Source organism: Tsuneonella sp. HG094, assembly GCF_053819285.1.
On sequence record NZ_JBSORA010000001.1, the window covers coordinates 1,282,709 to 1,309,051 of the forward strand.

27 protein-coding genes are annotated in these 26,343 nt (G+C 65.9%); 19 read left to right on the forward strand and 8 right to left on the reverse strand.

Features of this window, described 5'->3' with window-relative positions; genetic code table 11:
* The first annotated feature begins 7 nt into the window (after window positions 1–7).
* Complete coding sequence (locus ACWPMX_RS06395; protein ID WP_455699203.1) at window positions 8–766, forward strand: methyltransferase domain-containing protein; 759 nt, start codon at window positions 8–10, stop codon at window positions 764–766.
* On the opposite strand, the gene ppdK is transcribed toward ACWPMX_RS06395, so the two are convergent.
* From ppdK to ACWPMX_RS06410, 3 genes are all read right to left on the reverse strand, one after another.
* A complete protein-coding gene (gene ppdK, locus ACWPMX_RS06400) occupies window positions 763–3,426 on the reverse strand; it encodes a pyruvate, phosphate dikinase (protein ID WP_455699204.1) in 2,664 nt (887 codons plus the stop codon). The two genes, ACWPMX_RS06395 and ppdK, sit on opposite strands and share 4 nt — an antisense overlap.
* Before the next feature lie 155 nt (window positions 3,427–3,581).
* Window positions 3,582–5,696 (reverse strand): glycine--tRNA ligase subunit beta, encoded by a 2,115-nt coding sequence (gene glyS / locus ACWPMX_RS06405; RefSeq protein ID WP_455699205.1) that lies wholly within the window; start codon window positions 5,694–5,696, stop codon window positions 3,582–3,584.
* On the reverse strand, window positions 5,693–6,592 hold the full coding sequence (locus ACWPMX_RS06410) for a glycine--tRNA ligase subunit alpha (protein WP_455699206.1): 900 nt from the start codon (window positions 6,590–6,592) through the stop codon (window positions 5,693–5,695). Before ACWPMX_RS06410 ends, glyS begins: the two co-directional genes overlap by 4 nt.
* Window positions 6,593–6,759: 167 nt before the next feature.
* On the opposite strand from ACWPMX_RS06410, the gene ACWPMX_RS06415 reads away from it, so the two are divergent.
* The 9 genes from ACWPMX_RS06415 (at window position 6,760) to ACWPMX_RS06455 (ending at window position 12,817) form a co-directional block, all read left to right on the forward strand.
* Window positions 6,760–6,951: a helix-turn-helix transcriptional regulator gene (locus tag ACWPMX_RS06415; RefSeq protein WP_455699207.1), complete on the forward strand. Its 192-nt coding sequence runs from the start codon at window positions 6,760–6,762 to the stop codon at window positions 6,949–6,951.
* Window positions 6,941–7,582 (forward strand): hypothetical protein, encoded by a 642-nt coding sequence (locus tag ACWPMX_RS06420; RefSeq protein ID WP_455699208.1) that lies wholly within the window; start codon window positions 6,941–6,943, stop codon window positions 7,580–7,582. Before ACWPMX_RS06415 ends, ACWPMX_RS06420 begins: the two co-directional genes overlap by 11 nt.
* Window positions 7,583–7,630: 48 nt before the next feature.
* Window positions 7,631–8,545, forward strand: a complete 915-nt coding sequence (locus ACWPMX_RS06425; RefSeq protein ID WP_455699209.1) for a TraB/GumN family protein — start codon at window positions 7,631–7,633, stop codon at window positions 8,543–8,545.
* Complete coding sequence (locus ACWPMX_RS06430) at window positions 8,542–9,423, forward strand: TraB/GumN family protein (protein ID WP_455699210.1); 882 nt, start codon at window positions 8,542–8,544, stop codon at window positions 9,421–9,423. The genes ACWPMX_RS06425 and ACWPMX_RS06430 overlap by 4 nt, the downstream gene beginning before the upstream one ends.
* 106 nt (window positions 9,424–9,529) lie before the next feature.
* A complete protein-coding gene (locus tag ACWPMX_RS06435) occupies window positions 9,530–10,213 on the forward strand; it encodes a 50S ribosomal protein L25/general stress protein Ctc (protein WP_455699211.1) in 684 nt (227 codons plus the stop codon).
* A 65-nt stretch (window positions 10,214–10,278) separates the two neighbouring features.
* Window positions 10,279–10,956 (forward strand): hypothetical protein, encoded by a 678-nt coding sequence (locus ACWPMX_RS06440; RefSeq protein WP_455699212.1) that lies wholly within the window; start codon window positions 10,279–10,281, stop codon window positions 10,954–10,956.
* A 141-nt stretch (window positions 10,957–11,097) separates the two neighbouring features.
* On the forward strand, window positions 11,098–11,667 hold the full coding sequence (pth, locus tag ACWPMX_RS06445) for an aminoacyl-tRNA hydrolase (RefSeq protein WP_455699213.1): 570 nt from the start codon (window positions 11,098–11,100) through the stop codon (window positions 11,665–11,667).
* Between the two features lie 5 nt (window positions 11,668–11,672).
* Complete coding sequence (locus ACWPMX_RS06450; RefSeq protein ID WP_455699214.1) at window positions 11,673–12,203, forward strand: AAA family ATPase; 531 nt, start codon at window positions 11,673–11,675, stop codon at window positions 12,201–12,203.
* The gene (locus ACWPMX_RS06455) at window positions 12,200–12,817 is read left to right on the forward strand and encodes a CPBP family intramembrane glutamic endopeptidase (RefSeq protein ID WP_455699215.1); all 618 of its coding nucleotides are present in this window, start codon (window positions 12,200–12,202) and stop codon (window positions 12,815–12,817) included. The genes ACWPMX_RS06450 and ACWPMX_RS06455 overlap by 4 nt, the downstream gene beginning before the upstream one ends.
* Here ACWPMX_RS06455 and ACWPMX_RS06460 read toward each other — a convergent pair.
* Both ACWPMX_RS06460 and ACWPMX_RS06465 read right to left on the reverse strand, forming a co-directional pair.
* Entirely contained in the window at window positions 12,814–13,044 is a 231-nt protein-coding gene (locus ACWPMX_RS06460; RefSeq protein WP_455699216.1) for a hypothetical protein, read from the reverse strand. The genes ACWPMX_RS06455 and ACWPMX_RS06460 overlap by 4 nt on opposite strands.
* A gap of 56 nt (window positions 13,045–13,100) precedes the next feature.
* Window positions 13,101–14,147: a magnesium transporter gene (locus ACWPMX_RS06465; protein ID WP_455699217.1), complete on the reverse strand. Its 1,047-nt coding sequence runs from the start codon at window positions 14,145–14,147 to the stop codon at window positions 13,101–13,103.
* Window positions 14,148–14,445: 298 nt separating this feature from the next.
* Here ACWPMX_RS06465 and ychF point away from each other — a divergent pair, with 298 nt between their 5' ends.
* Together ychF and ACWPMX_RS06475 are read left to right on the forward strand one after the other, a co-directional pair.
* Window positions 14,446–15,546, forward strand: a complete 1,101-nt coding sequence (gene ychF / locus ACWPMX_RS06470) for a redox-regulated ATPase YchF (RefSeq protein WP_455699218.1) — start codon at window positions 14,446–14,448, stop codon at window positions 15,544–15,546.
* Window positions 15,547–15,618: 72 nt separating this feature from the next.
* On the forward strand, window positions 15,619–16,413 hold the full coding sequence (locus ACWPMX_RS06475; protein WP_455699219.1) for a DUF1206 domain-containing protein: 795 nt from the start codon (window positions 15,619–15,621) through the stop codon (window positions 16,411–16,413).
* Between the two features lies 1 nt (window position 16,414).
* Here ACWPMX_RS06475 and ACWPMX_RS06480 read toward each other — a convergent pair whose 3' ends face one another.
* Window positions 16,415–16,801 carry a MerR family transcriptional regulator gene (locus ACWPMX_RS06480; RefSeq protein ID WP_455699220.1) on the reverse strand — a complete coding sequence of 129 codons (387 nt, stop codon included), beginning with the start codon at window positions 16,799–16,801 and terminating at the stop codon, window positions 16,415–16,417.
* 44 nt (window positions 16,802–16,845) lie between these two features.
* On the opposite strand from ACWPMX_RS06480, the gene ACWPMX_RS06485 reads away from it, so the two are divergent.
* Window positions 16,846–17,586 carry a MauE/DoxX family redox-associated membrane protein gene (locus tag ACWPMX_RS06485; protein ID WP_455699221.1) on the forward strand — a complete coding sequence of 247 codons (741 nt, stop codon included), beginning with the start codon at window positions 16,846–16,848 and terminating at the stop codon, window positions 17,584–17,586.
* A 61-nt stretch (window positions 17,587–17,647) separates the two neighbouring features.
* Window positions 17,648–18,112, forward strand: a complete 465-nt coding sequence (locus ACWPMX_RS06490; RefSeq protein WP_455699222.1) for a MaoC family dehydratase — start codon at window positions 17,648–17,650, stop codon at window positions 18,110–18,112.
* 1 nt (window position 18,113) lies between these two features.
* On the opposite strand, the gene ACWPMX_RS06495 is transcribed toward ACWPMX_RS06490, so the two are convergent.
* Both ACWPMX_RS06495 and mutL read right to left on the reverse strand, forming a co-directional pair.
* Window positions 18,114–18,614 (reverse strand): hypothetical protein, encoded by a 501-nt coding sequence (locus ACWPMX_RS06495; protein WP_455699223.1) that lies wholly within the window; start codon window positions 18,612–18,614, stop codon window positions 18,114–18,116.
* On the reverse strand, window positions 18,614–20,413 hold the full coding sequence (mutL, locus tag ACWPMX_RS06500; RefSeq protein ID WP_455699224.1) for a DNA mismatch repair endonuclease MutL: 1,800 nt from the start codon (window positions 20,411–20,413) through the stop codon (window positions 18,614–18,616). The genes ACWPMX_RS06495 and mutL overlap by 1 nt, the downstream gene beginning before the upstream one ends.
* A gap of 191 nt (window positions 20,414–20,604) precedes the next feature.
* Here mutL and ACWPMX_RS06505 point away from each other — a divergent pair, with 191 nt between their 5' ends.
* The 5 genes from ACWPMX_RS06505 to rodA are packed head-to-tail and all read left to right on the forward strand — an operon-like array spanning window position 20,605 to window position 26,320.
* A complete protein-coding gene (locus ACWPMX_RS06505) occupies window positions 20,605–21,648 on the forward strand; it encodes a rod shape-determining protein (protein WP_455699225.1) in 1,044 nt (347 codons plus the stop codon).
* 13 nt (window positions 21,649–21,661) lie between these two features.
* Window positions 21,662–22,552, forward strand: coding sequence for a rod shape-determining protein MreC (gene mreC, locus ACWPMX_RS06510; protein ID WP_455699226.1), 891 nt, complete (start codon window positions 21,662–21,664; stop codon window positions 22,550–22,552).
* Window positions 22,549–23,103, forward strand: a complete 555-nt coding sequence (locus ACWPMX_RS06515) for a rod shape-determining protein MreD (protein ID WP_455699227.1) — start codon at window positions 22,549–22,551, stop codon at window positions 23,101–23,103. Before mreC ends, ACWPMX_RS06515 begins: the two co-directional genes overlap by 4 nt.
* Window positions 23,103–25,208, forward strand: coding sequence for a penicillin-binding protein 2 (gene mrdA, locus ACWPMX_RS06520; RefSeq protein ID WP_455699228.1), 2,106 nt, complete (start codon window positions 23,103–23,105; stop codon window positions 25,206–25,208). Before ACWPMX_RS06515 ends, mrdA begins: the two co-directional genes overlap by 1 nt.
* Entirely contained in the window at window positions 25,205–26,320 is a 1,116-nt protein-coding gene (gene rodA, locus ACWPMX_RS06525; RefSeq protein ID WP_455699229.1) for a rod shape-determining protein RodA, read from the forward strand. The genes mrdA and rodA overlap by 4 nt, the downstream gene beginning before the upstream one ends.
* Window positions 26,321–26,343 lie beyond the last annotated feature (23 nt).

Sequence of the window (26,343 nt, forward strand, 5' to 3'; positions counted from 1 at the left end):
AACCGCGATGTCCCCGGCCACACCCCCGCAGATATTCAGCAAACGCCGCCGCACCGCGCACCTCGAACGGGCAAGCAGGTTGCAGCGACACGCAGGAGCCGCCGCGTGGCTCGCCGAGTCGCTGGTCGAGGACGCGCTCGACCGGATCGAGTTCATGCGCCTTCAGCCCGATCGCGCACTGGTGCTGGGCGCCGGCGCTGTCGAACTCGGCCGCGTGCTCGAGCGCAAGGGCATCCGCATCACTGTAGCGGAACCCGCATCGATCGATCTCGAGGCGCCCTACGCCGTGGGTGGGTTCGGACTGATCGTCAGCCTCGGTGTCCTGGACACGGTCAACGACCTGCCGGGTGCGCTGATCCACCAGCGCAACGCCCTTGGCGCAGGCGGGGTGATGATCGCCAGCATGGTCGGCGCGGGCAGCCTGCCGCGCCTGCGCGCCGCCCTTCTCGCCGCCGACGGCGAGCGGCCCGCCGCGCGGCTGCATCCCGCGGTCGATCCGCGCTCGGGCGCCGGACTGCTCCAACGCGCGGGGTTTGCGCGCCAGGTGGCGGATGGCTGGCCACTGCGGCTGCGCTACGGCAGCCTCGACTCCTTGATCGCGGACTTGCGCGCGCAAGGGTTGACGAGTGCGCTTAGCGACACCGCCCCGCCTCTCACCCGAAGTGGTCTGGACCGCGCTCGCGAGGCGTTCCTTGCCGAAGCCGATCGCCACGGGCGCGTGGTCGAGACGCTGGAAATGCTCACCTTGACCGGCTGGCACGACTAGTCGCGCAGCGCGGCCTGCGCGGCGGCGAGACGGGCGATCGGCACCCGGTAGGGACTGGCCGAGACGTAATCGAGACCTACCCGCTCGCAGAACGCAATGCTTGCCGGGTCGCCGCCGTGTTCGCCGCAGATACCGAGCTTGATGTCCGGGCGCGTGCCCCGCCCGCGCTCCGCCGCAAGGCTGACGAGTTGGCCGACGCCGTCGATGTCGAGGCTGACGAAAGGGTCGCGCGCGAACACGCCCTTCTCGACATAGGCCGCCAGGAATCGACCCGCATCGTCCCTCGAAACGCCGAGAGTAGTCTGCGTCAAGTCGTTGGTTCCGAACGAGAAGAACCGCGCTTCCTCGGCGATCTCTCCCGCCATCAACGCGGCGCGCGGCAGTTCGATCATCGTGCCGACGAGGTAATCGACACTGCGACCTTTTTCGGCGAACACCTCCTGCGCGGTGCGATCGACCAGCGCGCGGAGAATCTCGAGTTCGCGTTTCGTTGCCACGAGCGGAATCATCACCTCGGGCACCGGCGCTTCACCTTCGGAGGCGACGTCGCAAGCCGCCTCGAAGATCGCGCGGGCCTGCATCTCGTAGATCTCGGGATAGGTGATGCCGAGGCGGCACCCGCGGTGGCCGAGCATCGGGTTGAATTCGTGCAACTCGCCCGCCCTGCGCTTGAGGTGATCGACGCCGTATCCGGTGGCATCCGCCAGTTCCTCGAACTCGGCGTCGCCGTGGGGCAGGAACTCGTGGAGCGGCGGGTCGAGCAGACGGATCGTGCACGGCCGCCCAGCCATCACGCGGAAGATCTCGGCGAAGTCGGCGCGCTGCTCGGGCAGCAGCAGGGCGAGCGCCTTGCGCCGCCCGCGCTCGTCCTCGGCCAGGATCATCTGGCGCACCGCGCTGATGCGGTTTGCGTCGAAGAACATGTGCTCGGTGCGGCACAGGCCGATGCCTTCCGCGCCGAAGCTGACCGCCATGCGGCAGTCGGCGGGCGTTTCCGCGTTGGTGCGCACCTTCATCCGCCGGTGACGATCGGCCCATTCCATGAGAACGCCGAAATCGCCGACGAGTTCGGGCTCGATCGTCGCGACCTCGCCCGCCATGACCTGCCCGGTCGATCCGTCGAGCGTCAGCACGTCGCCCTCGGCCAGCTCACGGCTGCCGATGCGGAGCGTGCGCCCCTTGGCGTCGATCGACACCGCACTCGCGCCCGAGACGCAGCAGCGCCCCATTCCGCGCGCGACCACGGCGGCGTGACTGGTCATGCCCCCACGCGCGGTCAGGATGCCCTGCGCCGCGTGCATCCCATGGATGTCCTCGGGGCTGGTCTCGACGCGGACGAGGATCACTTTTTCGCCCCGCTCCGCCCAGGTTTCGGCGGTGTCGGCGTCGAGCACGATCCTGCCCGATGCCGCGCCGGGGGAAGCTGGCAAGCCGGTGGTCAGCACGTCGCGGTGCGCCTTGGGATCGAGCGTCGGATGGAGCAGCTGGTCGAGCGCCATCGGATCGACCCGCAGGATCGCGGTCTTCTCGTCGATCAGGCCTTCGTTTGCCATGTCGACCGCCATCTTGAGCGCGGCCTTCGCCGTCCGCTTGCCGCTGCGGGTCTGGAGCATCCACAGCTTGCCGCGTTCCACCGTGAACTCGATGTCCTGCATGTCGCGGTAATGCGCTTCGAGGAGGTCGAACACGCGCGCCAGTTCGCCGTAGGCCTCGGGCATCGCCTCTTCCATCGACAGCGGCTTCGCCCCCGCCCGTTCCCGCGCGGCGAGGGTCAGGTACTGCGGCGTCCGGATGCCGGCGACGACGTCCTCGCCCTGGGCATTGACCAGCCATTCGCCATAGTAGGCACGCTCGCCGGTCGCGGGATCGCGGGTGAAGGCAACGCCGGTGGCGCTGGTATCGCCCATGTTGCCGAACACCATCGCCTGCACGTTAACCGCGGTGCCCCAACCGGCGGGGATGTCGTTGAGGCGGCGATAGACCTTGGCCCGGTCCGAATCCCACGAATCGAATACCGCGCGGATCGCGCCCCACAGCTGCTCGTGGACGTCCTGCGGGAACGGCCGGCCGAGCTCGCCCTCGGCGATGCGCCGATAGTCCGCGACGAGCGCCTGCCAGTCGGCCGCCTCCATCTCGGTGTCGGCGAAGTAACCCTTGTCTTCCTTGGCGATCTCGAGCGCTTCCTCGAACAGCCCATGGTCGAGGCCGAGCACGACGTCGGAGTACATCTGGATGAAGCGGCGGTAGCTGTCCCACGCGAAGCGGGCATCGCCGCTGGCCTGCGCCAGCCCCTCGACCGTCGCGTCGTTGAGGCCGAGGTTGAGGACGGTGTCCATCATGCCTGGCATCGACACCCGCGCGCCGGAGCGGACCGAGACCAGCAGAGGATCGGCGGCATTGCCGAACGACTTGCCGACGGCGCGCTCGATGTGCCCGATCGCCTCGGCGACTTCCGCCTTCAGGCTCTCGGGAAACTCGCCGCCTTCATCGAGGTAGCGGACGCATTCTTCGGTCGTGATCGTGAAGCCCGGAGGCACCGGCAGGCCGATCGAGGCCATCTCGGCCAGGTTCGCGCCCTTCCCGCCGACTATCGTCTTGTCCCGGCTGCGCGCATCGTCCGACGTCGCACCGCCGCCGAAAGGATAGACCGTCTGGCTCATCAACAACCCTGCCCTGGCTGATTCTGGTGGATGCCCCCTGCCCGATACGGCGTGGGTCCAGAAGGAAGAAAACCTACGCCTCGGCCAGCCTCGTTCTGCCCCACCTCGGGTTGCGGCCAACGCGCCAAAGGTGACACGAAGTATACGCCCAAATCCTACCCCTCGATGCGCCCGAAATCCGCGACCCGGTGCACCGCGTCGCGGAACAGGGCCAGCAGGTCGAGGCGCGACGCGCGCTTTGCGGGCTCGGGGTCGTTCACCGTCACGCTGTCAAAGAACCGGTCGATCGGGGCGCGCAGCGAAGCCAGCGCCGCCATCGCGGCCGCGAAGTCCTCCGCCTCGACCGCACGGGCCGCTTCCGGCCCGGCCGCGTCGAGCGCCTCGATCAGGGCCTTTTCGTCGGCTTCGGGCGTGTAGGAAAGTGCATTCTGCTGCTCGGCCCGCGCCGCATAGACCGCCGCCATCGCGGGATCGTCGACGTCGGACATCGGGTCTTCCTCGCCCGTCCGCGCGATCTTCGTGGCCGACGACGAGGTCCAGCCCTCCTTCTTGAGGATATTTGCCGCGCGCTTGTATCCGGCAAGCAGGTTCGCGCCGTCCTCGGTGCCCATGAACGCCTGCAGTGCATGGACCCGCGCGAGCAGGCGGATGAGATCGTCCTCGCCACCCAGTGCGAATACCGCGTCGATCAGGTCGTGGCGAACGCCGGCTTCGCGCTGTTGGACTTTGAGGCGGTCGGCGAAGAAGTCGAGCAGGTCACCATCGGCAATCGCGGTCCGCAAACCGTTGTCCTGCACAATCCGGATGACGCCGAGGGCGGCACGGCGCAGTGCGAACGGGTCCTTGGAACCCGTCGGTTTTTCATCGATCGCGAAGAAGCTGCGAAGAGTATCCAGCTTGTCCGCCAAACTCACCGCCACCGTCAGCGGCGCGGTCGGAACCTCGTCGCCCTGGCCGACCGGCCTGTAGTGGTCGCGGATGGCATCGGCGACGGCGCTCGGCAGGCCTTCGGCGCGGGCGTAGTAGCCGCCCATCAGGCCCTGCAGTTCGGGGAACTCGCCGACCATCTCGGTGACGAGGTCGGCCTTGGCGAGCCGAGCGGCCTGTTCGGCCTGGTCGGCGTCGGCGCCCTTGACGATGCCTTCCTCGACCAGCCACCGGGCCAGCTTCGCCACCCGCTCGACCTTGTCGGCGACCGTGCCGAGCTTTTCGTGGAAGGTGATCCGTTCGAGCTTCTTCGCGTGCTCGGCGAGCGGGGTCTTGCGGTCCTGCTCCCAGAAGAAGCGCGCATCCGAAAGCCGCGCAGCGAGGACCTTGCGGTTGCCGTCGACGATCGCCGCGCCGCCGTCCGCCGCCTCGATATTGCCGGTGCAGACGAAGGCGTTGGCGAGCTTGCCGTCGGCCGAGTTGCAGACGAAATACTTCTGGTTGGTCCGCGCGGTGAGCTGGATCACCTCGGGCGGGACGTCGAGATAGGCTTCGTCGAAGCGGCCGAGCAGCGGCACCGGCCATTCGGTGAGGCCGGCGTTCTCGATCACCAGCCCCTCGTCCTCGACCAGCGTCAGCCCGCCCGCGATCGCGGCCCCGCGCGCCATCTCGCGCACGATGCCCTCGCGCTCCGCATGGTCCACGATGACGTGGCACGCGCGCAGCTTTTCGGCGTAGTCGTGCGCGCCGCCGATGGTGATTTCGCCCGAGTGGTGGAAGCGGTGGCCCATCGTGGCGTATCCGCTCGCAATCCCGCCAATCTCGCATTCGACGAGGTCTTCGCCGAGGATCGCCACGATTCCCGACAGCGGACGCACCCAGCGCAAGGATTCGGTCGAAAGCGATGCCGTGCCCCAGCGCATCGACTTGGGCCAAGGGAACTTCGCGACGATCGCCGGGATCGCCTCGCCCAGCACCTCGCGCGTGGCGCGACCGGGCTTGTCGATCACCGCGAAATACGTGTTGCGGCCCTTCACGTCGCGCAAGGTCAGCTGGTCGCGGGTAACGCCGGCCTTGCGGCAGAAGCCTTCGATGGCCGCGTCGGGCGCGCCTTCGGGCGGGCCTTTGGCCTCTTCGCTCACCGCCTCTGTCGCATCGGGCAGGTTTTTCGCGATCAGCGCGAGTCGGCGCGGGGTCGACCAGACGTTAACCTCGCCGACCGATACGCCCGCCGCGCCCATCTCCGCGCGGAACAGCTTTTCGAGATCGGTGCGCGCGCCGGCCTGCATCCTTGCGGGGATTTCCTCGCAGCGCAGTTCGAGAAGGAAGTCGCCGCCGCTCATGCCGACCACCCCGGGTATTCCTGCGCCCAGCGACCCGCTTCCTTCGCCATGTAGGCCTCGCACGATCCGCGCGCGAGATCGCGCACCTGCGCCATGTAGCTGGCCCGTTCCTGTACGCTGATCACGCCGCGTGCCTGGAGGAGGTTGAACACGTGGCTGGCTTCGATCGCCTGCTCGTAGGCGGCGATGGGGACCTCGGCGGCGAGCGCGTTCCTGCACTCGGCGGTCGCCTTGCGGAAGAGGTCGAACAGCGCGTCGGTATCGGCGACCTCGAAGTTCCACTTGGACATCTGGCGTTCGTTCTCGAGGAACACGTCGCCGTAGCTGGTCCCGCGCCCGTCGAAGTTCAGATCGTACACGTTGTCGACGCCCTGGATGTACATCGCGAGGCGTTCGAGGCCGTAGGTGAGCTCGCCCGCCACCGGCTTGCAGTCGAACCCGCCCATCTGCTGGAAATAGGTGAACTGCGTCACCTCCATCCCGTCGCACCAGACCTCCCAGCCCAGCCCCCACGCGCCGAGCGTGGGCGACTCCCAGTCATCCTCGACGAAGCGGATGTCGTGCTTGAGCGGGTCGATCCCGATCAGCGACAGGCTCTTGAGGTAAAGCTCCTGCAGGTCCGGCGGGCTCGGCTTCAGGATCACCTGGTACTGGTAATAATGCTGCAGCCGGTTCGGGTTCTCGCCGTAGCGGCCGTCGGTCGGGCGGCGGCAGGGCTGCACGAAAGCGGCATTCCACGGCTCGGGCCCGAGGGCGCGCAGCGTGGTCGCGGTGTGGAATGTGCCGGCCCCCATGCGCATGTCATAGGGCTGCAGGATCAGGCAGCCATTCTCGCTCCAGAAATCGTGGAGCGTCAGGATCATGTCCTGAAAGCTTTTGGACGGGTCGCGGCTCATGGTGCGCCGCGCAATGGCGGATGGGTTTTGCGCGGTCAATGGCGAGGTGGCGCGCCGGACCAATGGAAGGTCATGGCGACTTTTTGTCAGGTCTTGTTGACATAGTCAGCGAATCGCGACATAAAGTCAGGGAAACCTGACATATGCGCTTGATCGAGCATTATCCCATGAACAACCGCCTCAAGGTCCTTCGGGCCGAGCGAAACTGGAGCCAGGCCGACCTGGCGATCCATCTCGATGTCTCGCGCCAGGCAGTTAATGCCATCGAGACCGGCAAGCACGATCCGTCGCTGCCGCTCGCCTTCCGTATTTCCCGGCTGTTCGACATGCCGATCGAGGAGATTTTCGATGACCAGTGAGGAACTTGCCCGCGAGGATGACGGGCCAACAGCGCGCCACGTCGTGCAAGCGCTCATCGGCGGTTTCCTCGTGCTGTTCGCGTTGGGAGTGCTGGCCGGCTTCCTCGCCGCCGTAGCCGATCACGGCGTTCGGCACGGGTGGAAGGTGGCGCTGGTCATCGCCGGTGTCTTAAGTTTCGCGGCGCTGGGCGGCTCGCTCCTGCGCCGGTCGCTGCCGCACTTCTTCGCCGGCAAGCTGTCGCCCCGCACGAAGAAGGCGCGGTCGATCCTCTACGCCTCGGGCGCGGTCGGCGCGGTGCTCGGCGTCGTGCTGCAACTCGGTGCCTTCGAGACTGACCCGGCGATGCTGGCGGAGGGCCCGCTGCCCCCGCTCACCGCCGCGATCGCGATCGCCGTGTGGCTCATTGCGGTGCCGATCCTGAGCTGGATCTGGTGGAAGAACATCGATGAACACGAGGCGAGCGCCTACAAGGACGGCGCTCTGGTGGGGATCTATGCCTATAGCGCGATCGCGCCGACCTGGTGGTTCGGCTGGCGCGGCGGCTTCCTGCCTGAACCGCAGGAGATGATTACCTTCATGCTCGTGCTCACTGCGTGGGGCCTGACCTGGATGGTGCGCCGCTTCGCCTGAGAAATTTCACTTCCCGTCAATCCTGGTTGCTTCAAGGAAATATCTGCCATGACACTGCTTCGTTCGATTGCCCGCTCGCTCGTTCCCGCCGTCGCGCTGCTCGCCAGCCCGGCCATGGCCGAGACCCCTGCCGCCGTTGCCGCGACAGCTCCTGCTGCGGCCAATGGCCCCGCGCTGTGGAAGGTCGCCGACGAGGACACCACGATCTACCTCTTCGGCACGGTTCACGTCCTTCCCGAAAGCACGAACTGGTTCGACGACCGCATCGCCAAGGCGCTTGCCTCTTCGCAGTCGATTGTCACCGAATTGCCGCCGAGCGCGATGGCGGACCCGGCTGCCCAGCAGACGATCATGGGTTATGCGATGCTCCCCGCCGACAAGAGCCTGCGCGCCATGCTCAACGACGAGCAGCGCAAGACCTACGAGGCGGCGCTGACCAAGCTCGGCGTTCCGGCCCCCGCATTCGACCGCTTCGAGCCCTGGTTCGCGGCGATGACCCTGTCGATGCTGCCGCTGATGCAGAACGGCTACAAGGTCGACAGCGGCGTCGAGAAGGTGCTCGAGGCGAAGGCCGGCACCACCATGGAGCGCGGCGCGGTCGAGACTATCGACGGCCAGATGAAGCTGTTCGACGAGCTTCCGGCCGAAGCGCAGGTCAAGTACCTCACCAGCACCGCCGGTAAGGTCGACGAGGTCGTGCCCATGCTCAACGAGATGGTCGCCGCGTGGGCCGAGGGCGATGCCGACAAGCTGGCCGACCTGATGAACGAGGGCATGGACGACCCCGCACTTGCCGAACGCCTGCTCTATGCCCGCAACCGCAACTGGGCCGAATGGATCGACACCCGGCTCGATCAGCCCGGCACCGTGTTCATGGCCGTGGGCGCAGGCCACCTGGCGGGCAAGGAAAGCGTGCAGGACGCGCTTGATAAGCGCGGGATCAAGAGCGAACGCGTCCGGTGAAGCGTTTGATTATCGGCCTGGCTGCACTGCTCGCGTTGGCGGGCTGCGACCGGGCCGCTACGCCGCCCGACCTGCCCCCGCCCGATCCGGCGCTGTGGGAGGTTACGCTGGCCGACGGTTCTCCCGCCGGCTGGCTGTTCGGGACGATCCATTCCCTTCCCGAAGATACCGAATGGCGGACCCCGGCGATCGACAGGGCGATCGTCGGGGCCGATCTTTTGGTGGTCGAGGTCAAGGACCTGGCGGATTCGGGCAAGCTCGCCGCGACGTTCACGCGGCTGTCGCACACCACCGACGATCTGCCCCCCCTCTCCGAGCGCGTGCCGCCGACTTTGCGCACGCGCCTGCCTGCGCTGCTCGGCAAGGGCAACTATCGCGAGGCCGACTTCAAGGCGACCGAGACCTGGGCCGCCGCCCTCATGCTTGCGCAGCTCGCGGACGATTCGATCGGAGAGAACGGCGTCGACCGCGCGCTGCTGCGCGACTTCCGCGCGCGGCGGGTGGAGGAGCTCGAGGGGATCGAGGGCCAGTTCGCGCTGTTCGACGCCCTCCCGGAAACAGACCAGCGCGACTTGCTCGGCGCAGTGGTCGAGGAAGACACGATGACCGCCGACGACAGCGCGAAGCTCGCAAAGCTGTGGCTCAGCGGCGACATGGAAGCCATCGCACGCGAAGGCGACGAAGGAATGCTCGCCGACCCCGAACTGCGCGATGCCTTGCTGGTGAACCGCAACAAGGCATGGGCGGACAGGATCGCTGCGTTCTATGCAGCCGGCCTCAAGCCGCTCGTCGCGGTGGGTGCCGCGCACCTGGCGCCGCCATCGGGCCTCCCCGAGCTGCTCGCCGCCAAAGGCTACAAGGTCCGCCGCCTCCGCTGAGCTTGCTTTTCTGCCGTGTCCCGTCTAACGGCCCGCGCTCCGGCGTCATGGTCATCCCTGGAGGCGTGGCGGACCGGGCGTTCAATACACTTCGAAAGGCAATCCGATGAGCGACGCTCTGACCCTGCCGGCCGAGGCGCGCGAACGGGCTGGCAAGGGAGCCTCCCGTGTACTGCGCCGCGAAGGCCGTGTTCCCGCCGTCATCTATGGCGGCAAGGAAGAACCCGTTACAATCCACGTCGAGGCCAAGGAGCTGATCCGTCAGCTCGGCACCGGCCACTTCATGAACTCGATCGTGATGATCGACGTCGGCGGCAAGAAGGTTCGCACGCTCCCCAAGGACGTTGCGTTTCACCCCGTCACCGACCGTCCGGTCCACGTCGACTTCCTGCGCCTGGCGAAGAACGCCAAGGTCGAAGTCATGGTCCCCGTCGTGTTCCTCAACGAGGAAGCGAGCCCCGGCCTGAAGAAGGGCGGCGTGCTCAACATCGTTCGCCACGAGCTCGACCTGATCTGCGAATCGGACAAGATCCCCGACCAGATCGAGATCGACGTGACCGGCAAGGACGTGGGCGATTCGATCCACATCAGCGAGGTTTCCCTGCCCGCCGGTTCGGAAAGCGCGATCACCGATCGCGACTTCACCATCGCGACGCTCGTCGCGCCGTCGGCCCTGAAGAAGGCCGAAGGCGCCGAAGCCGCCGCAGCCGTCGCCGCGAGTGACGTGCCGGCCGGTGAGCAGACCGACGACGAAGCCGAAGAAGGCAGCGAGGACGCAGCCGCGGAGTAATCCGCCCGCCCTCACCGGCTTTCAGCAAGCGCCGGTCCTCGCAAGGGGGCCGGCGTTTTGCTTTTGTGGGTGGCGCGAGCGATGTCAGCTTTCGAAGGCTTTTCGGCGAAAGCGGCCTGTCGGCAAACGACCCCATTGCGGACGTTGGCACGAAACGTCATTGCTTAGGTATGAGCGCAGCTTTGAGACCACTTTCAACTTTGACTATTGCCGTCGGCGCGATGGCTCTTTTTTTGAGTGGTTGCGCCAATGCGCAGCAGCAGGTCGCTAATCACCGTTATGAGGTGCCTCCCGCCAATCTGGTTCCAAAGAGTGATTACCCTTTTTTTCTGCCTAAGTCGGACGAGGAGGGTTTCATCTTCACCCTCAACCCTGAAGCCGAACTACGCCAGCAGAGGAGTGTGTTGGTTCAAAATCGGGAACGCGTCTGCGCCCGAGCAAATGGAGCGGGATACGTTTCCCGAACGGTTTGCGGCCCGCGCGAGATCGCATGGCGAGGCCACGGCTGGCGTAAGGCCGGTGATGAAACATGGTGGACCTACAGCCCAGACACTCCCGTTCGCGGGGACGCCCCATTTGTAAGCTGCCACAAAATGCAAATAGAAGGTCACACCGGCCTATGCTCGGCAACCCTGGGCCTTGGCGATTTGCTGCTTACCATCAGCCTCAACGACGATGAACTTCCCAAGCTCGAAATGACCTATCAGCGAGCGGTGTCGCTGCTACGCTCATGGAAGGTCTAGAATGTCCGCTTTCCACCCCAAAAGTGGACCTTCAGCAGATACATTTAAACAAACACAAGCGGACTTTCAAATCGGCCGACTGCCCGCTTCGAGCTTCGCACCGCCCTTCCCCCCACACCTCGCCTCGGCTAGGCGCGCGCCATGCAAGTCTGGGCAGGCCTTGGAAATCCCGGTCCGCAATATGCGCTCCACCGGCACAACGTCGGCTTCATGGTGCTCGACGCCATCGCCGAGGTGCATGGATTCGGCCCGGTGCAGAAGAAGTTCTCCGGCTGGGTGCAGGAAGGGCGCATCGGCACGCAGAAGATCCTGCTGCTGAAGCCCGCCACCTTCATGAACGAAAGCGGCCGCGCGGTGGCCGAGGCGCTGCGCTTCTACAAGCTCGACGTCGACGCGCTGACCGTGTTTCACGACGAACTCGATCTGGCGCCATTCAAGGTGAAGGTGCGTGTGGGCGGCGGGTTGGCGGGGCACAACGGCTTGCGCTCGATCAACCAGCATCTAGGCCCCGATTTCCGCCGCGTGCGGATCGGCATCGGCCATCCGGGGCACAAGGACCGGGTCACCGGCCACGTCCTCGGCAACTACGCCAAGGCCGAGATGGACGATCTTGCCGACATGCTGGGCGCGATCGCCGGCGAGGCGGAGTGGCTCGCCAAGGGCGAGGACGTCCGCTTCATGAGCGAGTTCGCGCTGCGCCTGCAGGACTGACCGGCGTGCAGCGGGTCCTTGTCGTCGGACCGTGCGGGGCGGGCAAGTCCACCCTGTCGCACGAGCTGGCGAGGCGGCTCGACCTGCCGCTGTTCCACATGGACCGACTGGCGTGGAAAACGGGCTGGATCGACAGCACCCACGACGAATTGCGCGCCGCCCTCGCCCCGATCCTCGCAGGCGAGCGATGGCTCATCGACGGTAACTATGGCGGCACCTTGCCCGAGCGCCTGGCACGGGCCGATACGGTGATCGTGCTCGATTACCCGATCCCGCTGTGCCTCGCCCGGATCGTGCGGCGTTATCGGCAGTACCAGGGCCGCAGCCGCCCGGACATGACCGAAGGCTGTCCCGAAAAGATCGACTTCGAATTCGTGCGCTACGTCGCGACCTGGCGTCTCGGCCCCGCGCGCAGGCTGGAGGCGAGCCTGCGGGACTGGGACGGACGGATCGTGCGCTTGCGGAACCCGCTTGAGACCGAGCAATGGCTTGCCGCATCGTGCCCCGCAGCAGACCATCGGCTGGCGACGTCATGACGTCTTCGCAAGACCGTGAGGTATCGCGTCCGGTCGTCCTGTCCGTGCTCGCCATCCAGGCCTGCGTCCTCACCGCGATAGCCGCGTTTCTCTGGCACTGGTCGGGGCGACCGCTGGCAGGCTTCCTCGATCTCGAATGGCGATCCGCGTTGCACGGCGCTGCGTTCGGTCTGGCGATGATCGGACTGGTCGGGACCGCGTTTCGCCTGCGTCCGGATTTCCTCGAATGGACCGCACGATTGCAGGCACAGGTCGGTCAGGTTCTCGGCCGGACAATTTCACTGCCCGTCGTCATCTTGATTTCGCTGTGCGCCGGCATCGGCGAGGAAGCGCTGTTTCGGGGCGGGCTGATGCCGCTGGCGAGCGACACGATCGGCGCGCCCCTCGCGGTGATCGCGACGTCGCTGGCGTTCGCTCTGTTCCACGTGGCCAAGCCGCCGATTGCGGCCATGCTGTTCGTGATCGGACTGGTCTTCGCGGCGGTCTTCTGGTTCACCGGCAGCCTGATGACGGTGATCGTCGGCCACGTGGTCTACGACATCTGGGCGATCGTCGCCCTGCATCGGGAACTCGCGCGACTGGAGCTGCTGCCGAACCCGACCCGGGCCGATTAAAGGTCGATCCGCGCGTTCGGCCCTGCCGCCCATCCCAGCGAACCCATGCAACCGATGAAGAATTCGCGGCGATCGGGTTCTTCCCCGATCGACTTCGTCAGATCGGTGCAGCTGCGTTCCGCCTGGTTGAACGGGGTCGTGCCGCCGCCGGTCCAGCCATCGGCATTGGTGGTCCTGCACCCGGCAATGGCGAACATGGAAACGGCGATGAGGATGGCGCGACGCACGGTGCTCCACTGGACCGAGGTTACCTGGCGCGCAAGCGTTTCGGCGATAGCTTCGATCAGGCAGGCATCAGGGCTGTCGCCAGCGACAGGAAAATGCCCATGCTGGCGACATCGCTGGCCGTCGTCAGGAAGATGCTCGAAGCGGTCGCCGGATCGGCGCCCAGGCGCTTGAGGGTGAGCGGAATCAGGGCACCGGCGATGCCCGCCACGGTACATGCCGTGATCATCGAGAAGAACACGACCCCTGCTAGTGTCGCCGCCCGAGGCTCGCCCTGCATAGTGGCGTAGACGAACATGCCCAGCCCTGCGGTGATGCCGACCAAAGCGCCATTCAGAAAGCCCAGCATCCCTTCCTTGCGAACGAGGCTCGTCTCCATGCCCGGCTTGACGTCGCCCAGCGTCATGCCCCTCAGTGCGACCGCGAGCGCCTGGCAGCCGGTGTTGCCCGTCTGACCAGCCATGACCGGCAGAAAAACGGCGAGGATGACCAGTCGGCTCAGTGTGTCCTCGAATACCCCGACGACGGCGGCTGCAACGAATGCCGTGAGGAGGTTCACCTGCAACCATGGGTGCCGCAAGGTCAGACTGCGCGAGAGCGAAGTGCCCATGCGCTCTTCCTTGTCGACGCCGACCATCGCCCCCGACTGCGCGGAGATTTCGACCGCGCGGTTGGCGAAAAGGTCGGATCCGCGGACCAGACCGACAAGGCTGCCGCCAGCGTCGACGACCGGATAGACCGGGAAGTGCTTGTGCAGCGCAAGCTTCAGTGCCTCCCCCAGCGATAGCGACGCCTGCAGCGCGAATGGATCGGGGATCATGATCGACCCGAGTGTCGCGTCCGGCCTCGCCAGCAGCATTTCGCGCATGACGACCAGGCCGAGCAGCCGCCCGCCTCCGTCGACGACGTAGACATAGGTGATGAAGGCCGATTTCACCTGTTCGCGGAGAGCTTCGGTCGCTTCGGCGACGGTGACGTCCGTGCCGAACAGACCGACTGGCGGCGCCATCAGGTCGGCGACGGTCTCGTCACGGCTCGAGGTGGCAGGCGCGGGCGCGGGTGGCAACTCGTCCGCGGCGGGTTCGGCAATTGCGGTCGCATTCATGCCCGTCACTCCCCTGGCGCAGACAGCTATACGAAAGAGAGACTTAGCGTCTTGATCGGCGGGCGCAATGCCCGTTCGGACCTCGGATCAGTTCGGCATCCCCGGCGGAACCGTAGGCAGCAGCCGCTTGTCTGCAACCGCCGCCGCGAGCGCGTCGCGGCAAGGTCAGCATCTTTGGAACCATGAACATTTCCCTTTCCGCGCAAGATTAGCGCGCCCTTCCCCGCTGTCATCTTCCTTTCATGCGCGCGACCCGCTAAGGGCGCGCCCGTATCCCCTTTACCTTCCGGAGTCACCGATGGGTTTCCGTTGCGGAATCGTCGGGCTGCCCAATGTCGGCAAGTCCACGCTGTTCAATGCCCTTACCGAGACGCAGGCCGCGCAGGCCGCGAACTATCCGTTCTGCACGATCGAGCCGAACGTCGGCCAGGTTGCCGTGCCCGATGAACGGCTCGACAAGCTGGCGGCGATCGCCGGCAGCGCCAAGGTGATTCCGACCCAGCTCGGTTTCGTCGACATCGCCGGCCTCGTGAAAGGGGCGAGCAAGGGCGAAGGACTCGGCAACCAGTTCCTCGGCAACATCCGCGAAGTCGATGCGATCGTCCACGTCCTGCGCTGCTTCGAGGACGACGACATCCAGCACGTCGCCAACAAGGTCGATCCGCTATCCGACGCCGAAGTGGTCGAAACCGAGCTGATGCTCGCCGACCTCGAGAGCCTCGAGAAGCGCGTGCCCGCCGCGCAGAAAAAGGCGACCGGCGGCGACAAGGAAGCCAAGGTCATGGCGAGCGTCCTCGGCCAGGCACTCGACCTGCTGCGCGACGGCAAGCCCGCCCGCCTGACCCAGCCCAACGGCGACGACGAGGAGCGCGTGTTCGCGCAGGCGCAACTGCTTACCGCCAAACCGGTCCTGTACGTCTGCAACGTCGCTGAGGATGATGCCGCGACCGGCAACGCCCTGTCCGAACGGGTCTTCGCCAAGGCCGCGGCCGAGGGCGCCGAGGCGGTGGTCGTCTCCGCTGCCATCGAGAGCGAGCTCGTCGCCATGCCGGAAGAGGATCGCGCCGAGTATCTCGATTCGCTGGGTCTCTCCGAAAGCGGCCTCAGCCGCGTAATCCGCGCGGGCTACAAGCTCCTCGGCCTGAAGACCTTCTTCACCGCCGGCCCCAAGGAAGCGCGTGCGTGGACCTTTCCGACAGGCGCAAGGGCTCCGCAGGCTGCTGGCGAGATCCATACCGACTTCGAACGCGGCTTCATTCGCGCCGAAACGATCGCCTTCGACGACTACGTCGCGCTGGGCGGCGAAAGCGGAGCGAAGGAAGCAGGCAAGCTGCGCCAGGAAGGCAAGGAATACGTCGTCCAGGACGGCGACGTGATGATGTTCAAGTTCAACGTCTGACTTGCTTCTGAATCCGGCGGGCACCAACCTGCGCCTCACCCGTTGGGGGCGCAAAAGGGGAGACTGCCTGCCATGGTCGACAAGTCCGAAAAGTTCAGCCTGCTCGTGCGCCTCGGCTATGCCGCGCGCGGGCTCGTGTACCTCCTGCTGGGCTACCTGGCGCTGTCCACCGCCGGCAAGGCGAAGGAGGGGCAGAACGCGGTGTTCGACCTGCTGCAGGACGTGCCGTTCGGCACGCCGCTGCTGTATCTCGTCGCGCTCGGCCTGCTCGCCTACGGTGCGTTCAAGGCGATCGATGCCGCGACCGACCTCGAGAACCACGGTGACGACGCCGCAGGCAAGGGCAAGCGTATCGGCTCCGCCGCTAGCGCCTTGACCCACGTGGTCCTCGCGTGGACGGCGATCCAGTTCGCCAACGGCGAAAAGCAGCAGGCCGAAGGCACCAACAGCACGCAGGAAACCGCAGGCAGCCTGCTCGACTGGGAAGTGGGTCCGTTCGTGCTGGGCATCGTCGGCCTTGGCTTTTTGATCGGTGCCGCGATGCAGGCCAAGTCCGCGTGGACCGCCAATTTCATGAAGCATATCGGCGGCGGCGCGCCGTCATGGGTCAAGCCGGTCGGTCAGGCCGGCCATGCCGCCCGCGTGGTCATCTTCGCGCTGATCGGGTGGTCGTTGATCCGCGGCGCGTGGCTCGACAAGGAAAGCGAGGTCAAGGGCCTCGGCGATGCGATCGTCGCACTGTCCGACAGCGGGATCTACTCGCTGGTCGCGGTAGGCCTGGTCTTCTTCGGCGTCTTCAGCCTGATCACCGCGCGTTACCGGATCGTGCCCGACATCCAGCGCGGCGACCTGAAGCCCCATCTGTAGGTCAGTCGAACGCGGAGAGGATCGGACAGGGACCGCCCGATCCTTTCGCGCATTCGCGCGCGAGCTTCCCGAGCAATGCACGGGCATCCTGAAGCCGGGCGATCTCTTCATCGAGGGCCGCGATCCGCGCCTGCGCCATCGCACGGGCTCGCGGCCGGTCGTCGAGGCGATCGAGGGCGATCAGTTCCGCGATCTGCGCCAGCGTGAAGCCGGCTCCCTGCGCCCGGCGGACGAAGCGCAATCGGCGCACGTCGTCGGACCCGTAGTGGCGCGTGCCCGACGCGCCTTGTCCTGGGACAGCGAGAAGACCTTTGCGCTGGTAGAAGCGCACCGTCTCCACGCCTACTCCGCCGGCGCGCGCAAGGTCGGAAATACGCAAGGCCACCATTCGCTTGACTCCGTACCGTGGTACGGACGGTATAGGTGATTCGCATGGAACACGCAAAAACCGCCAGCCTGACCCGCATGGTCATGCCAACCCACACCTGCCCGTACGGCGTGAAGTCGAAATGGCTGCTGGAGAAACACGGCTACACGGTCGAGGACCACTGGCTCACGACCCGTGAGGAGACCGACTCTTACAAGGCCGCGCACGGCGTCGAGACCACGCCGCAGACCTTCATCGATGGCAAGCGCATCGGCGGATATACGGAGCTTCGCGCCTACTTCGGCAAACCGCTGCCGCCGCCCGGCGCAACCAGTTACGTCCCTGTTCTTGTAGTATTCGTCTCCGCGGCCGCGCTGGCCCTGGCGGTAAGTCACGCCGCCTTCGGCACTCCGTTCACGGTGCGAGCCGGCGAATGGTTCGTGTCGTTTGCGATGGTCATCCTCGCCATGCTGAAGCTGCAGGATATCGACAAGTTCTCCTCGATGTTCCTCGGCTACGATCTCCTCGCCAAGCGCTGGGTGCCCTACGGCTATTTGTACCCGTTCCTCGAATTCGGTGCCGGGTTGCTCATGGCGGCCCGCGCGCTCGACTGGCTGTCGATACCGGTCGCGCTGACAATCGGCACCATCGGCGCGGTCAGCGTCTTTTACGCGGTCTATGTGCAGAAGCGCGACATCAAGTGCGCCTGCGTGGGCGGATCGAGCAACGTCCCGCTCGGCTTCGTTTCACTGACTGAGAACCTGGCGATGATCGCGATGGCGGGGTGGATGCTCTTCGGCCATTGATCTCGGCGGTCCGGGATGGTCTATGGGTTTCAATCTAGGACCATTCCGGAGATCAGGCAGCGTGCAGTATTTCGAAGATCTTCCGGTCGGCGAGACCGCCAAATTCGGGCGTTACGAGGTCACCCGCGAAGAGGTGATCGAGTTCGCCAGCAAGTACGATCCCCAGCCCTTCCACCTCGATGACGAGGCTGCAGCAAAGACCCATTTCGGTCGCTTGTCGGCGAGCGGCTGGCACACCTGCGCCATGACGATGGCGATGCTGGTCGAGAACCTGAAAAAGAATCGTCAGGCCGGATTGGGATCACCGGGCATGGACAACCTGCGCTGGCTCAAGCCGGTGTTTCCGGGCGACACTCTCCGCTGCGAGACAACCGTGTTGGAAAAGCGCCGCAGCAAGTCGCGGCCCGAGATGGGCCTGTTCAAGTCGCACCTGCAAGTGTTCAACCAGAACGACGAGCCGGTGATGGAGATGACATCGAACGGCCTCATCGAAGTGCGCGATCCGGCAGCGCCGACCGAGGTCTAGTTCAACTGCCGCACTGGGCGGTGCCGTTGGCTTCGAACACGATCTGGTCGCGATCGTTGCGCAGCACGAAGTGCGCCGGAAAATTGACCGTTTCGCTGCCCGACTGGGCGCCCTCTTCAGCGGCGAGATCGAGTACGAACGACCACGCCTTCGACGTGTACTTGCCCTTCGCGCCCAACGGCAGGTCGCCGCTGCCCGCATCGGGCGCGAACGCCACGAGCTCGCCGTCGATCTTCATGAAGCCCTTCGACGGCTGCGCCAGCGCCACCGCCGCCATGCTGCCCTCGGGCGCGAAATTGCAGCCCGCGCCGAACAGATCATACCGCTCGATATCGGGATAGAGGATCTTGCCCGGTGTGACCGGCGTCGGCGGAGGAACCTGTGCGGCCTTGACCGCGGCGACGTCCGCATCGTCCATCTTGCGCTTTTCGGCTGCAGACGGTTCGTCCCCGCCGCAACCCGCGACCAGCATCACCAGCGGCGCGACCCACAAAGCCCGCATCAATGTCTCCCGAACAGTTTTTCTACGTCTTCCATGCGAAGCTTAACCCACGTGGGTCGTCCATGGTTGCATTGGCCCGAACGCGGGGTGCGCTCCATCTCGCGCAGGAGCGCGTTCATCTCTGCCACCGACAGCACTCGCCCCGCGCGGACCGAGCCGTGGCAGGCCATCGTCGCAAGGACGAGGTCGAGCTTCTCGCCCAGCAGCAGCGCCTCGCCATGCTGCGCGAGGTCGTCGGTGATGTCGCGCAGCAACTTCGCGGGATCGGCACCCGCAAGCGCGTGCGGCAGGCTTCGGACGAGCATTGCGCCCGGGCCGAACCGCTCGATAGCGAGGCCCATGCCCGCAAGCGTGTCGACAGCGCTTTCGAGCCGGTCGCAATCCACCTCGTCCAGTTCGACCACATCGGGAATCAGCAGTGCCTGCGCGCGCGCGTTCGCCTCCCCCGCCCCGGCCGCCCTCAATCGTTCGAGGACGAGCCGTTCGTGTGCGGCATGCTGGTCGACGATCACCAGTCCATCGGCCGCCTCGGCGACGATATAGGTCTGTGCCACCTGCCCACGTGCGACACCGAGCGGATAATCCTCGGCCGCCTCGGGCAGCGGCGTGGCTTCCTCCGCCCTGCCGTGCGGCGCAGTGAGCACGTCGGCTTCGTAGCCGCGCCAAGTGCGCGAGGCCTCGCGGACGCTGGCCGAAGGCGCGGTCCAGTCGCGACCGGCGAAGATCGATCCGAGCGTCGACTGGGGCGATGCAACCGGCTCGCTAGTCCAGCGTCCCATCGCGCCCGCATCGGGGACCTGTGCGCTCCGCCGGTCGCCCGAACCGAGCGCCTGCCGCAGCCCCGAAACGATGAATCCGCGCACCCCCGCAGCGTCGCGGAACCGTACTTCGGTCTTGGCCGGATGGACGTTTACGTCGACTTCGCTCGGAGGCAGGTCGAGAAACAGCGCGAGCACCGCGTGGCGATCGCGCGCGAGCATGTCCGAATACGCTCCTCGCACCGCTCCGATGAGCAGGCGGTCCTTCACCGGCCGACCGTTGACAAACAGGTACTGATGGTCGGCCACGCCGCGATTGTACGTCGGCAGCCCGGCGATCCCGCCAAGGGTCATTCCCCCGCGTTCCAGGTCGAGCGCGACGCCGTTGTCCTTCAGCTCGCGTGCCACGATCTGCGCCACGCGGTCGGTGAGGTCCTGCCCCGGTTGCAGCGACAGCACCGTGCGGCCAGCATGGTCCAGCGTGAAGCCAACGTCGGGCCGCGCCATCGCGAGGCGGCGCACGACATCGAGGCAGGCGGCATATTCGCTGCGCGCCGAGCGGAGGAATTTGCGCCGCGCGGGTACTTTGCCGAACAGGTTCTCCACCCGCACGCGGGTGCCCGGCGGCAGGGCGGCCGGTCCTTCTTCGGCCACAACGCCGTGATCGACCACCCGGCGCCAACCCTGCTCCGACCCGCGCACCCGGCTTTCGAGGGTGAAGCGCGCGACACTGGCGATGCTCGGCAGGGCCTCGCCGCGGAAGCCGAGTGTTGCGACGAGTTCGATGCTTTCGTCGGGCAGCTTGCTAGTGGCGTGTCGTTCGAGAGCGAGCGCCATCTCGGCGGGCGTCATGCCGCACCCGTCGTCGGTCACTTCGATCCGGTCGAGCCCGCCTTCGTCGAGCGCAACCGCGATGCGGGTAGCACCGGCATCGATCGCGTTTTCGACCAGTTCCTTGAGCGCGGCGGCAGGTCGTTCGACCACCTCGCCGGCAGCGATGCGATTGACCAGAGCTTCCGGGAGGCGGCGAATTTCGGCCATGACCCCCAACCTAGCGACCAACGGGCGCAAATTCGAGCCGAGCAGTGCAGATTGCCGGGGACGGCGGTATAACTTTTTTTGGCCTTTTCGGGCACCTTTGGGTAAGGGGCGCACATTCCCGTCACCCCCGGGTCGAAAGGGTCGCAGGTTTTGCGGCCGAAACCCGAACCATTCACGGAACGCGCAACCCAATGGGCTTCTTTTCCAATCTCCTGAAATTCGGCTCGCAGAACATGGCGATCGACCTCGGCACCGCGAACACGCTGGTCTATGTCGAGGGTCAGGGCATCATCCTCAACGAACCGTCGGTCGTCGCGATCGAGACGCTGAACGGCATCAAGCGGGTGAAGGCCGTGGGCGAAGATGCGAAGATGATGATGGGCAAGACGCCCGACAGCATCGAGGCGATCCGCCCGCTGCGCGACGGCGTGATCGCGGACATCGAAATCGCCGAAGAGATGATCAAGCACTTCATCCGCAAGGTGCACGGCAAGAAGAGCCTGCTGCGCTATCCGGAAATCGTGATCTGCGTTCCCTCTGGCTCGACCTCGGTCGAACGCCGCGCGATCCGCGATGCCGCTTCGAATGCGGGCGCCTCGCAGGTTTACCTCATCCTCGAGCCGATGGCCGCGGCGATCGGCGCCGACATGCCGGTGACCGAACCGGTCGGCAGCATGGTCGTCGACATCGGCGGCGGCACGACCGAAGTGGCGGTGCTGTCGCTGCGCGGTCTCGCCTACACCACCTCGGTCCGCACCGGCGGCGACAAGATGGACGAGGCGATCGTCAGCTACGTTCGCCGACATCACAACCTGCTGATCGGTGAAGCGACTGCCGAGCGGATCAAGAAGGATTACGGCATTGCGCGCCCGCCCGAAGACGGGATCGGCGAAGTGATCACGATCAAGGGCCGCGACCTCGTCAACGGCGTGCCCAAGGAAATCCAGATCAACCAGGGCCACATCGCCGAAGCGCTGTCCGAACCGATCGGCGCGATCGTGGAAGGCGTGCGCATCGCGCTTGAGAACACCGCGCCCGAACTCGCGGCCGACATCGTCGACCAGGGCATCGTGCTTACGGGCGGCGGCGCGCTGATCAGCGGGCTCGACGATCACCTGCGGGAGGAAACCGGTCTGCCGGTCTCGATCGCGGAAGATCCGCTCTCCTGTGTCGCGATCGGCACCGGTCGGGCGATGGAGGACCCGGTCTATCGCGGGGTTTTGATGACCGCCTGAAGGATTGATTGAGATGGCGCCGCCCTCATCACGGCGCTCCGGGCATTCGCGCAGGGCGCAATATGGACTGTTCACGGGCTACGTGCTCGCCGCGATCGGCGCTGCGCTGGGCGCGGTGCTGCTCGGCATTTCGCTGTGGCGGCCGAGTTCGTTCAACGGCCTGCGCACCGCCGCTGCGGACACCGTCGCCCCGGCCGGACAGGCCAACGGGGTGGTTCGCAGCGAAGGCCAGGGGCTGTTCGATACCATCAGCGGGTACCTCGCGGCCGGCAGCCAGAATGCCGAACTGAAGAAAGAGGTCGAACTCGCACGCATTCGCCTGAAGGAGGCTGACGCGGTCCGCAGCGAGAACGCGCGCCTGAAGACCCTCCTCGGCTTCCGCGAGGACGAAGTGAAGCCTGTAGCGGTCGCCCGCCTGATCGGGTCGACCTCGACCAGCACACGCCGGTTCGCCTACCTCGGCGCAGGGCGCGACCAAGGTGTCGGCATAGGCATGCCCGTGCGGTCGCCGCGCGGAGTGGTGGGCCGCGTGCTCGAGGTCGGCCAGGACAGTTCGCGCGTGCTGCTGCTCGCTGACACCGAAAGCGTGATCCCGGTGCGTCGATCCAAGGACGAGGTTGTCGCCTTTGCCGAAGGTCGCGGCGACGGGAAGCTGCGCATCCGGTTGATCAATCTAGGCCTCAATCCACTGAAGAAGGGCGACGTGTTCGTCACCAGCGGCGCCGGCGGATACTACCGCCCGGGCATCGCAGTCGCGATCGTGCAAGAAGTGACCCCCGACGGTGCGGTCGGCGGCGTGATCAGCGATCCGGCAGCGACCGATTTCGTCTCGGTCGAGCCGATCTGGCAGCCGCGCGCGGTGGAGGCTGCGGAAACTCCGGTGGGCGAAGCGATCGAGGAATGATCGACCAGCTGTCCTCCCGCGCCCGCAGCGATCGCTATGGTAGCAAGATCAACCGCACGCACTCGCCGGTCCTTGCCTACGCGGTGCCTTGGGCGTCGGTGATGATCGGATCGCTGCTGCCGCAGCTATTCATCGCGAGCGCGGTGCCGTTGGTGCCGCCGCTGGGATTTCTCGTGCTGCTGTCGTGGCGCCTCGTCCGTCCGGGCCTGCTGCCGGTCTGGGCGGGTTTCCCGCTCGGCCTGTTCGACGACCTGTTCACCGGACAGCCACTGGGCAGTGCCATACTGTTGTGGTCCGCCACGATGATCGCGCTCGAGATTCTCGAAACGCGGTTTCCGTGGCGTGGCTTTTTCCAGGATTGGCTCGTGTCGGGCATCCTGTCGGTGGGTTATCTCGTAATGGCGGCGATTCTCTCGGGCGGCCGGGTCGATGGCGTGATGATAGCGGTGTTGCTGCCGCAAATCGTCGTCACGCTCGTGCTGATTCCGGTGCTTGCCCGCTTCGTGGCTGCGCTCGACCGGTTCCGCCTGACCCGGGTGCGAGGGATCTGATGCCGCTGCGCCGTCGCCGCCGATCGAGGCGGCCCACGCCGATCGTCAGCCCCGCCACGCTCGACGCGACGTTCGAACGGCGCAGTTTCGTCATCGGCGCATTCCAGGGCGGCATCGGCGTGCTGCTGGCGACGCGCATGGCCTACCTCTCGATCTTCGAGAACGAGAAGTACAAGACCGAGGCGGAAAGCAACCGCGTCAATCTGTCGCTGATCCCGCCGCGGCGTGGGTGGATCCTCGATCGCAACGGTGCGCCCCTCGCCTCCAACAAGGCCGACTTCCGTGTCGATATCGTGCCCGAACGCATGCGCGATGCGAAGGGCGAGGTCGCCACGCTCGCCCCGCTCCTGGGACTCGACGATGAAAAGGTGCGCGACCTTCACGACAAGATCGATGCCGCGCGCGGATTTCAGCCTATCGAAGTGGCGAGCGGCCTCAACTACGACCAGTTCGCTGCAGTAAGCGTGCGCCTTCCCGATCTGCCCGGCGTCGTCCCGCAGCGCGGCTTCTCGCGATTCTATCCGACGGGTCCCTCGGTGGGGCACCTCATCGGCTTCGTGGGCCCCGCGAGCGCCGAGGAGTACGAGGAAGATCGCAACCCGATCCTGATCACTCCTGGCTACAAGATCGGCAAGGACGGGGTCGAGAAGCGGTTCGAGCAGAACCTGCGCGGCGTGCCGGGTGCCCGGCGCGTCGAGGTCACGGCCTCGGGTCGCATGGTGCGCGATCTGGAAACGCGCGAGGACGTTCAGGGCAAGCCGCTGCAGTTGACCATCGACGGACCGCTGCAGGACTATGCTGCACGGCGCATCGGCCTTGAATCCGGTTCGGTCGTTGTCCTCGATTGCGACACCGGCGACCTTCTCTGCATGGCGTCGATGCCGAGCTTCGACCCGAATAGCTTCTCGGACGGCATCGGCCGCGTCGAGTATTCGATGCTCAGCCAGGATGAGCGCGTGCCCCTGCGCAACAAGGTGCTCAAGGGGCTCTACCCCCCGGGTTCGACCGTCAAGCCGATGGTCGCAATGGCATTCCTGGAGGCTGGCCTCGATCCCAAGGCCACCGTCGGCTGCGGCGGCGGCCTGCGCGTCGGCAACCGCGTATTCCACTGCTGGGATCGTGGCGGACACGGCACCGTCGACATGGCCAAGGCGATCTACCAGTCGTGCGACGTCTATTTCTACCATTTCGCGCAGAAGCTCGGGATGGACGTGATCGCACCGATGGCGAAGCGTTGCGGCATGGGACAGAAATTCCCCCTGCCCGTGCTCAGCCAGTTCTTTGGCACCGTTCCCGACCCGGCGTGGAAGCAGAAGAAATACGGCCAGGCCTGGCAACCCTACGATACCGTCAACGCGACGATCGGTCAGGGCTACATGCTGGCGAACCCGCTTCAGCTTGCCGTGATGGCGGGGCGGCTCGCGACGGGCAAGAAGCTGATGCCGCGGATGATCCTCGACAAGACGCCGCCGCGACTGGAATCGATGAACTTTCACGGCGATCACGTGCAGATCATCCAGAAGGCGATGAGCGATGTGGTCAACGGGCCCGGAACCGCGGGACGTGCCAAGCTTCCGCTCGAGAACGTCCTGATGGCGGGCAAGACCGGCACCGCGCAGGTTGTCGGCCTCAACATCTCGAGCGGCAAAGGAGGCACCTGGAAATACCGCGACCACGGCCTGTTCATCTTCTTCGCACCGTTCGACAAGCCGAAGTACGCGGGCGCTGTGGTCATCGAACACGGAGGCGGTTCGGGCTCCGCCTATCCGATCGCGCGCGACGTGATGACGTTCCTGTTCGATCCGCAAAAGGGCCTCGACGCGCTCTACGGCTTCGAAAAGCAATGGGGCGGGACGGCTCAGCAACGGCTGGAGGCGCGCTACGCCGCGTTTGCTGCAGCCCAAGGCGAGAACGTCGGCCGCGCACCCCGTCGCGAGGAAGATGTGTTCGCGCGGGTCGATGCCGAATCCCGCGCCGTGCAGAACAAGCCGCAGCCGCTGGAGACGGGTGCAGTAGCGCCGCCGCCCGAGCCGGTCGGTTCAGCAGCGCCATCGTCCGTTCCGTCGCCGTCCGCACCCATGCCGACCGGTCCCGAACCGCGATGAGCTCTATCGTCCCCGCTCCGATAGCACGCCAGCCTTGGGCGATGCTGCTGCCCCTGATCCTGCTGGTTTGCTTCGGCGCGGCGGTGCTGGACTCGGCTGCCGGGGGCAAGTTCGAAGTCTTCTCGTTATCGCACCTCGTCCGCTTCGCCGTGTTCATCGTGATGGCGAGCGTGATGACGCTGTTCAATCGCGATTTCGTGCGCCTGATGGCCTATCCGGCCTACGCGGTGATCCTGCTCCTGCTGCTCGCGGTGGAGCTTCTCGGATTCGTCGGCGGCGGCAGCCAGCGGTGGATCAATCTCGGCTTCATCGTGCTGCAACCGTCCGAACTGATGAAGCCGGCGATCGTGCTGGCTCTTGCCCGTTTCTATGGCGACCTGCCTTCCGGCATGGTGCCGACATGGCGTTCGCTGGTGCCTGCGGGCGTGCTCATCGGTACGCCGATGCTGCTGGTGATGCTCCAGCCCGACCTTGGAACCGCGCTCGCAATCGGCTTTGGCGGGGCGTGCATGATGTTCATGGCCGGGCTACCCTTGCGCTGGTTCCTTATGGGCGGCGCAGCAGCAGCGGTGATCGCGCCGATCTCGTTTTTCACCCTCCTCCACGACTACCAGCGCAAGCGCGTCTTCACGTTCCTGGACCCCGAGAGCGATCCGCTCGGCACCGGCTATCATATCACCCAGTCGAAGATCGCGATCGGTTCGGGCGGCGTGACCGGCAAAGGTTTCGGAGAGGGATCGCAGAGCCACCTCAACTACCTGCCCGAGCCGCACACCGACTTCGTCTTCGCCACCATGGCCGAGGAATGGGGGCTGATCGGCGGCCTGTTCGTGCTCGTCGCGTTCTTCCTGATCCTGCGCTGGGGCTGGTCGGTCGCCCACGCAAGCCAGGATCGCTTCAACAAGCTGCTCGCCGGCGGCATGGTCGCGACGGTCTTCTTCTACGTCTGCATCAACCTCATGATGGTGATGGGCCTTGCCCCGGTGGTCGGCATCCCGCTGCCCTTCATGAGCCACGGCGGCAGCTCGATGATGACCAACATGATCTGCCTGGGCACTCTGATGATGGTCCATCGGTGGAACCGCAAAGCGGGTCGACGCGGGCTCGGCTGATTTAGCTTTCGCAAGGGGTTGGC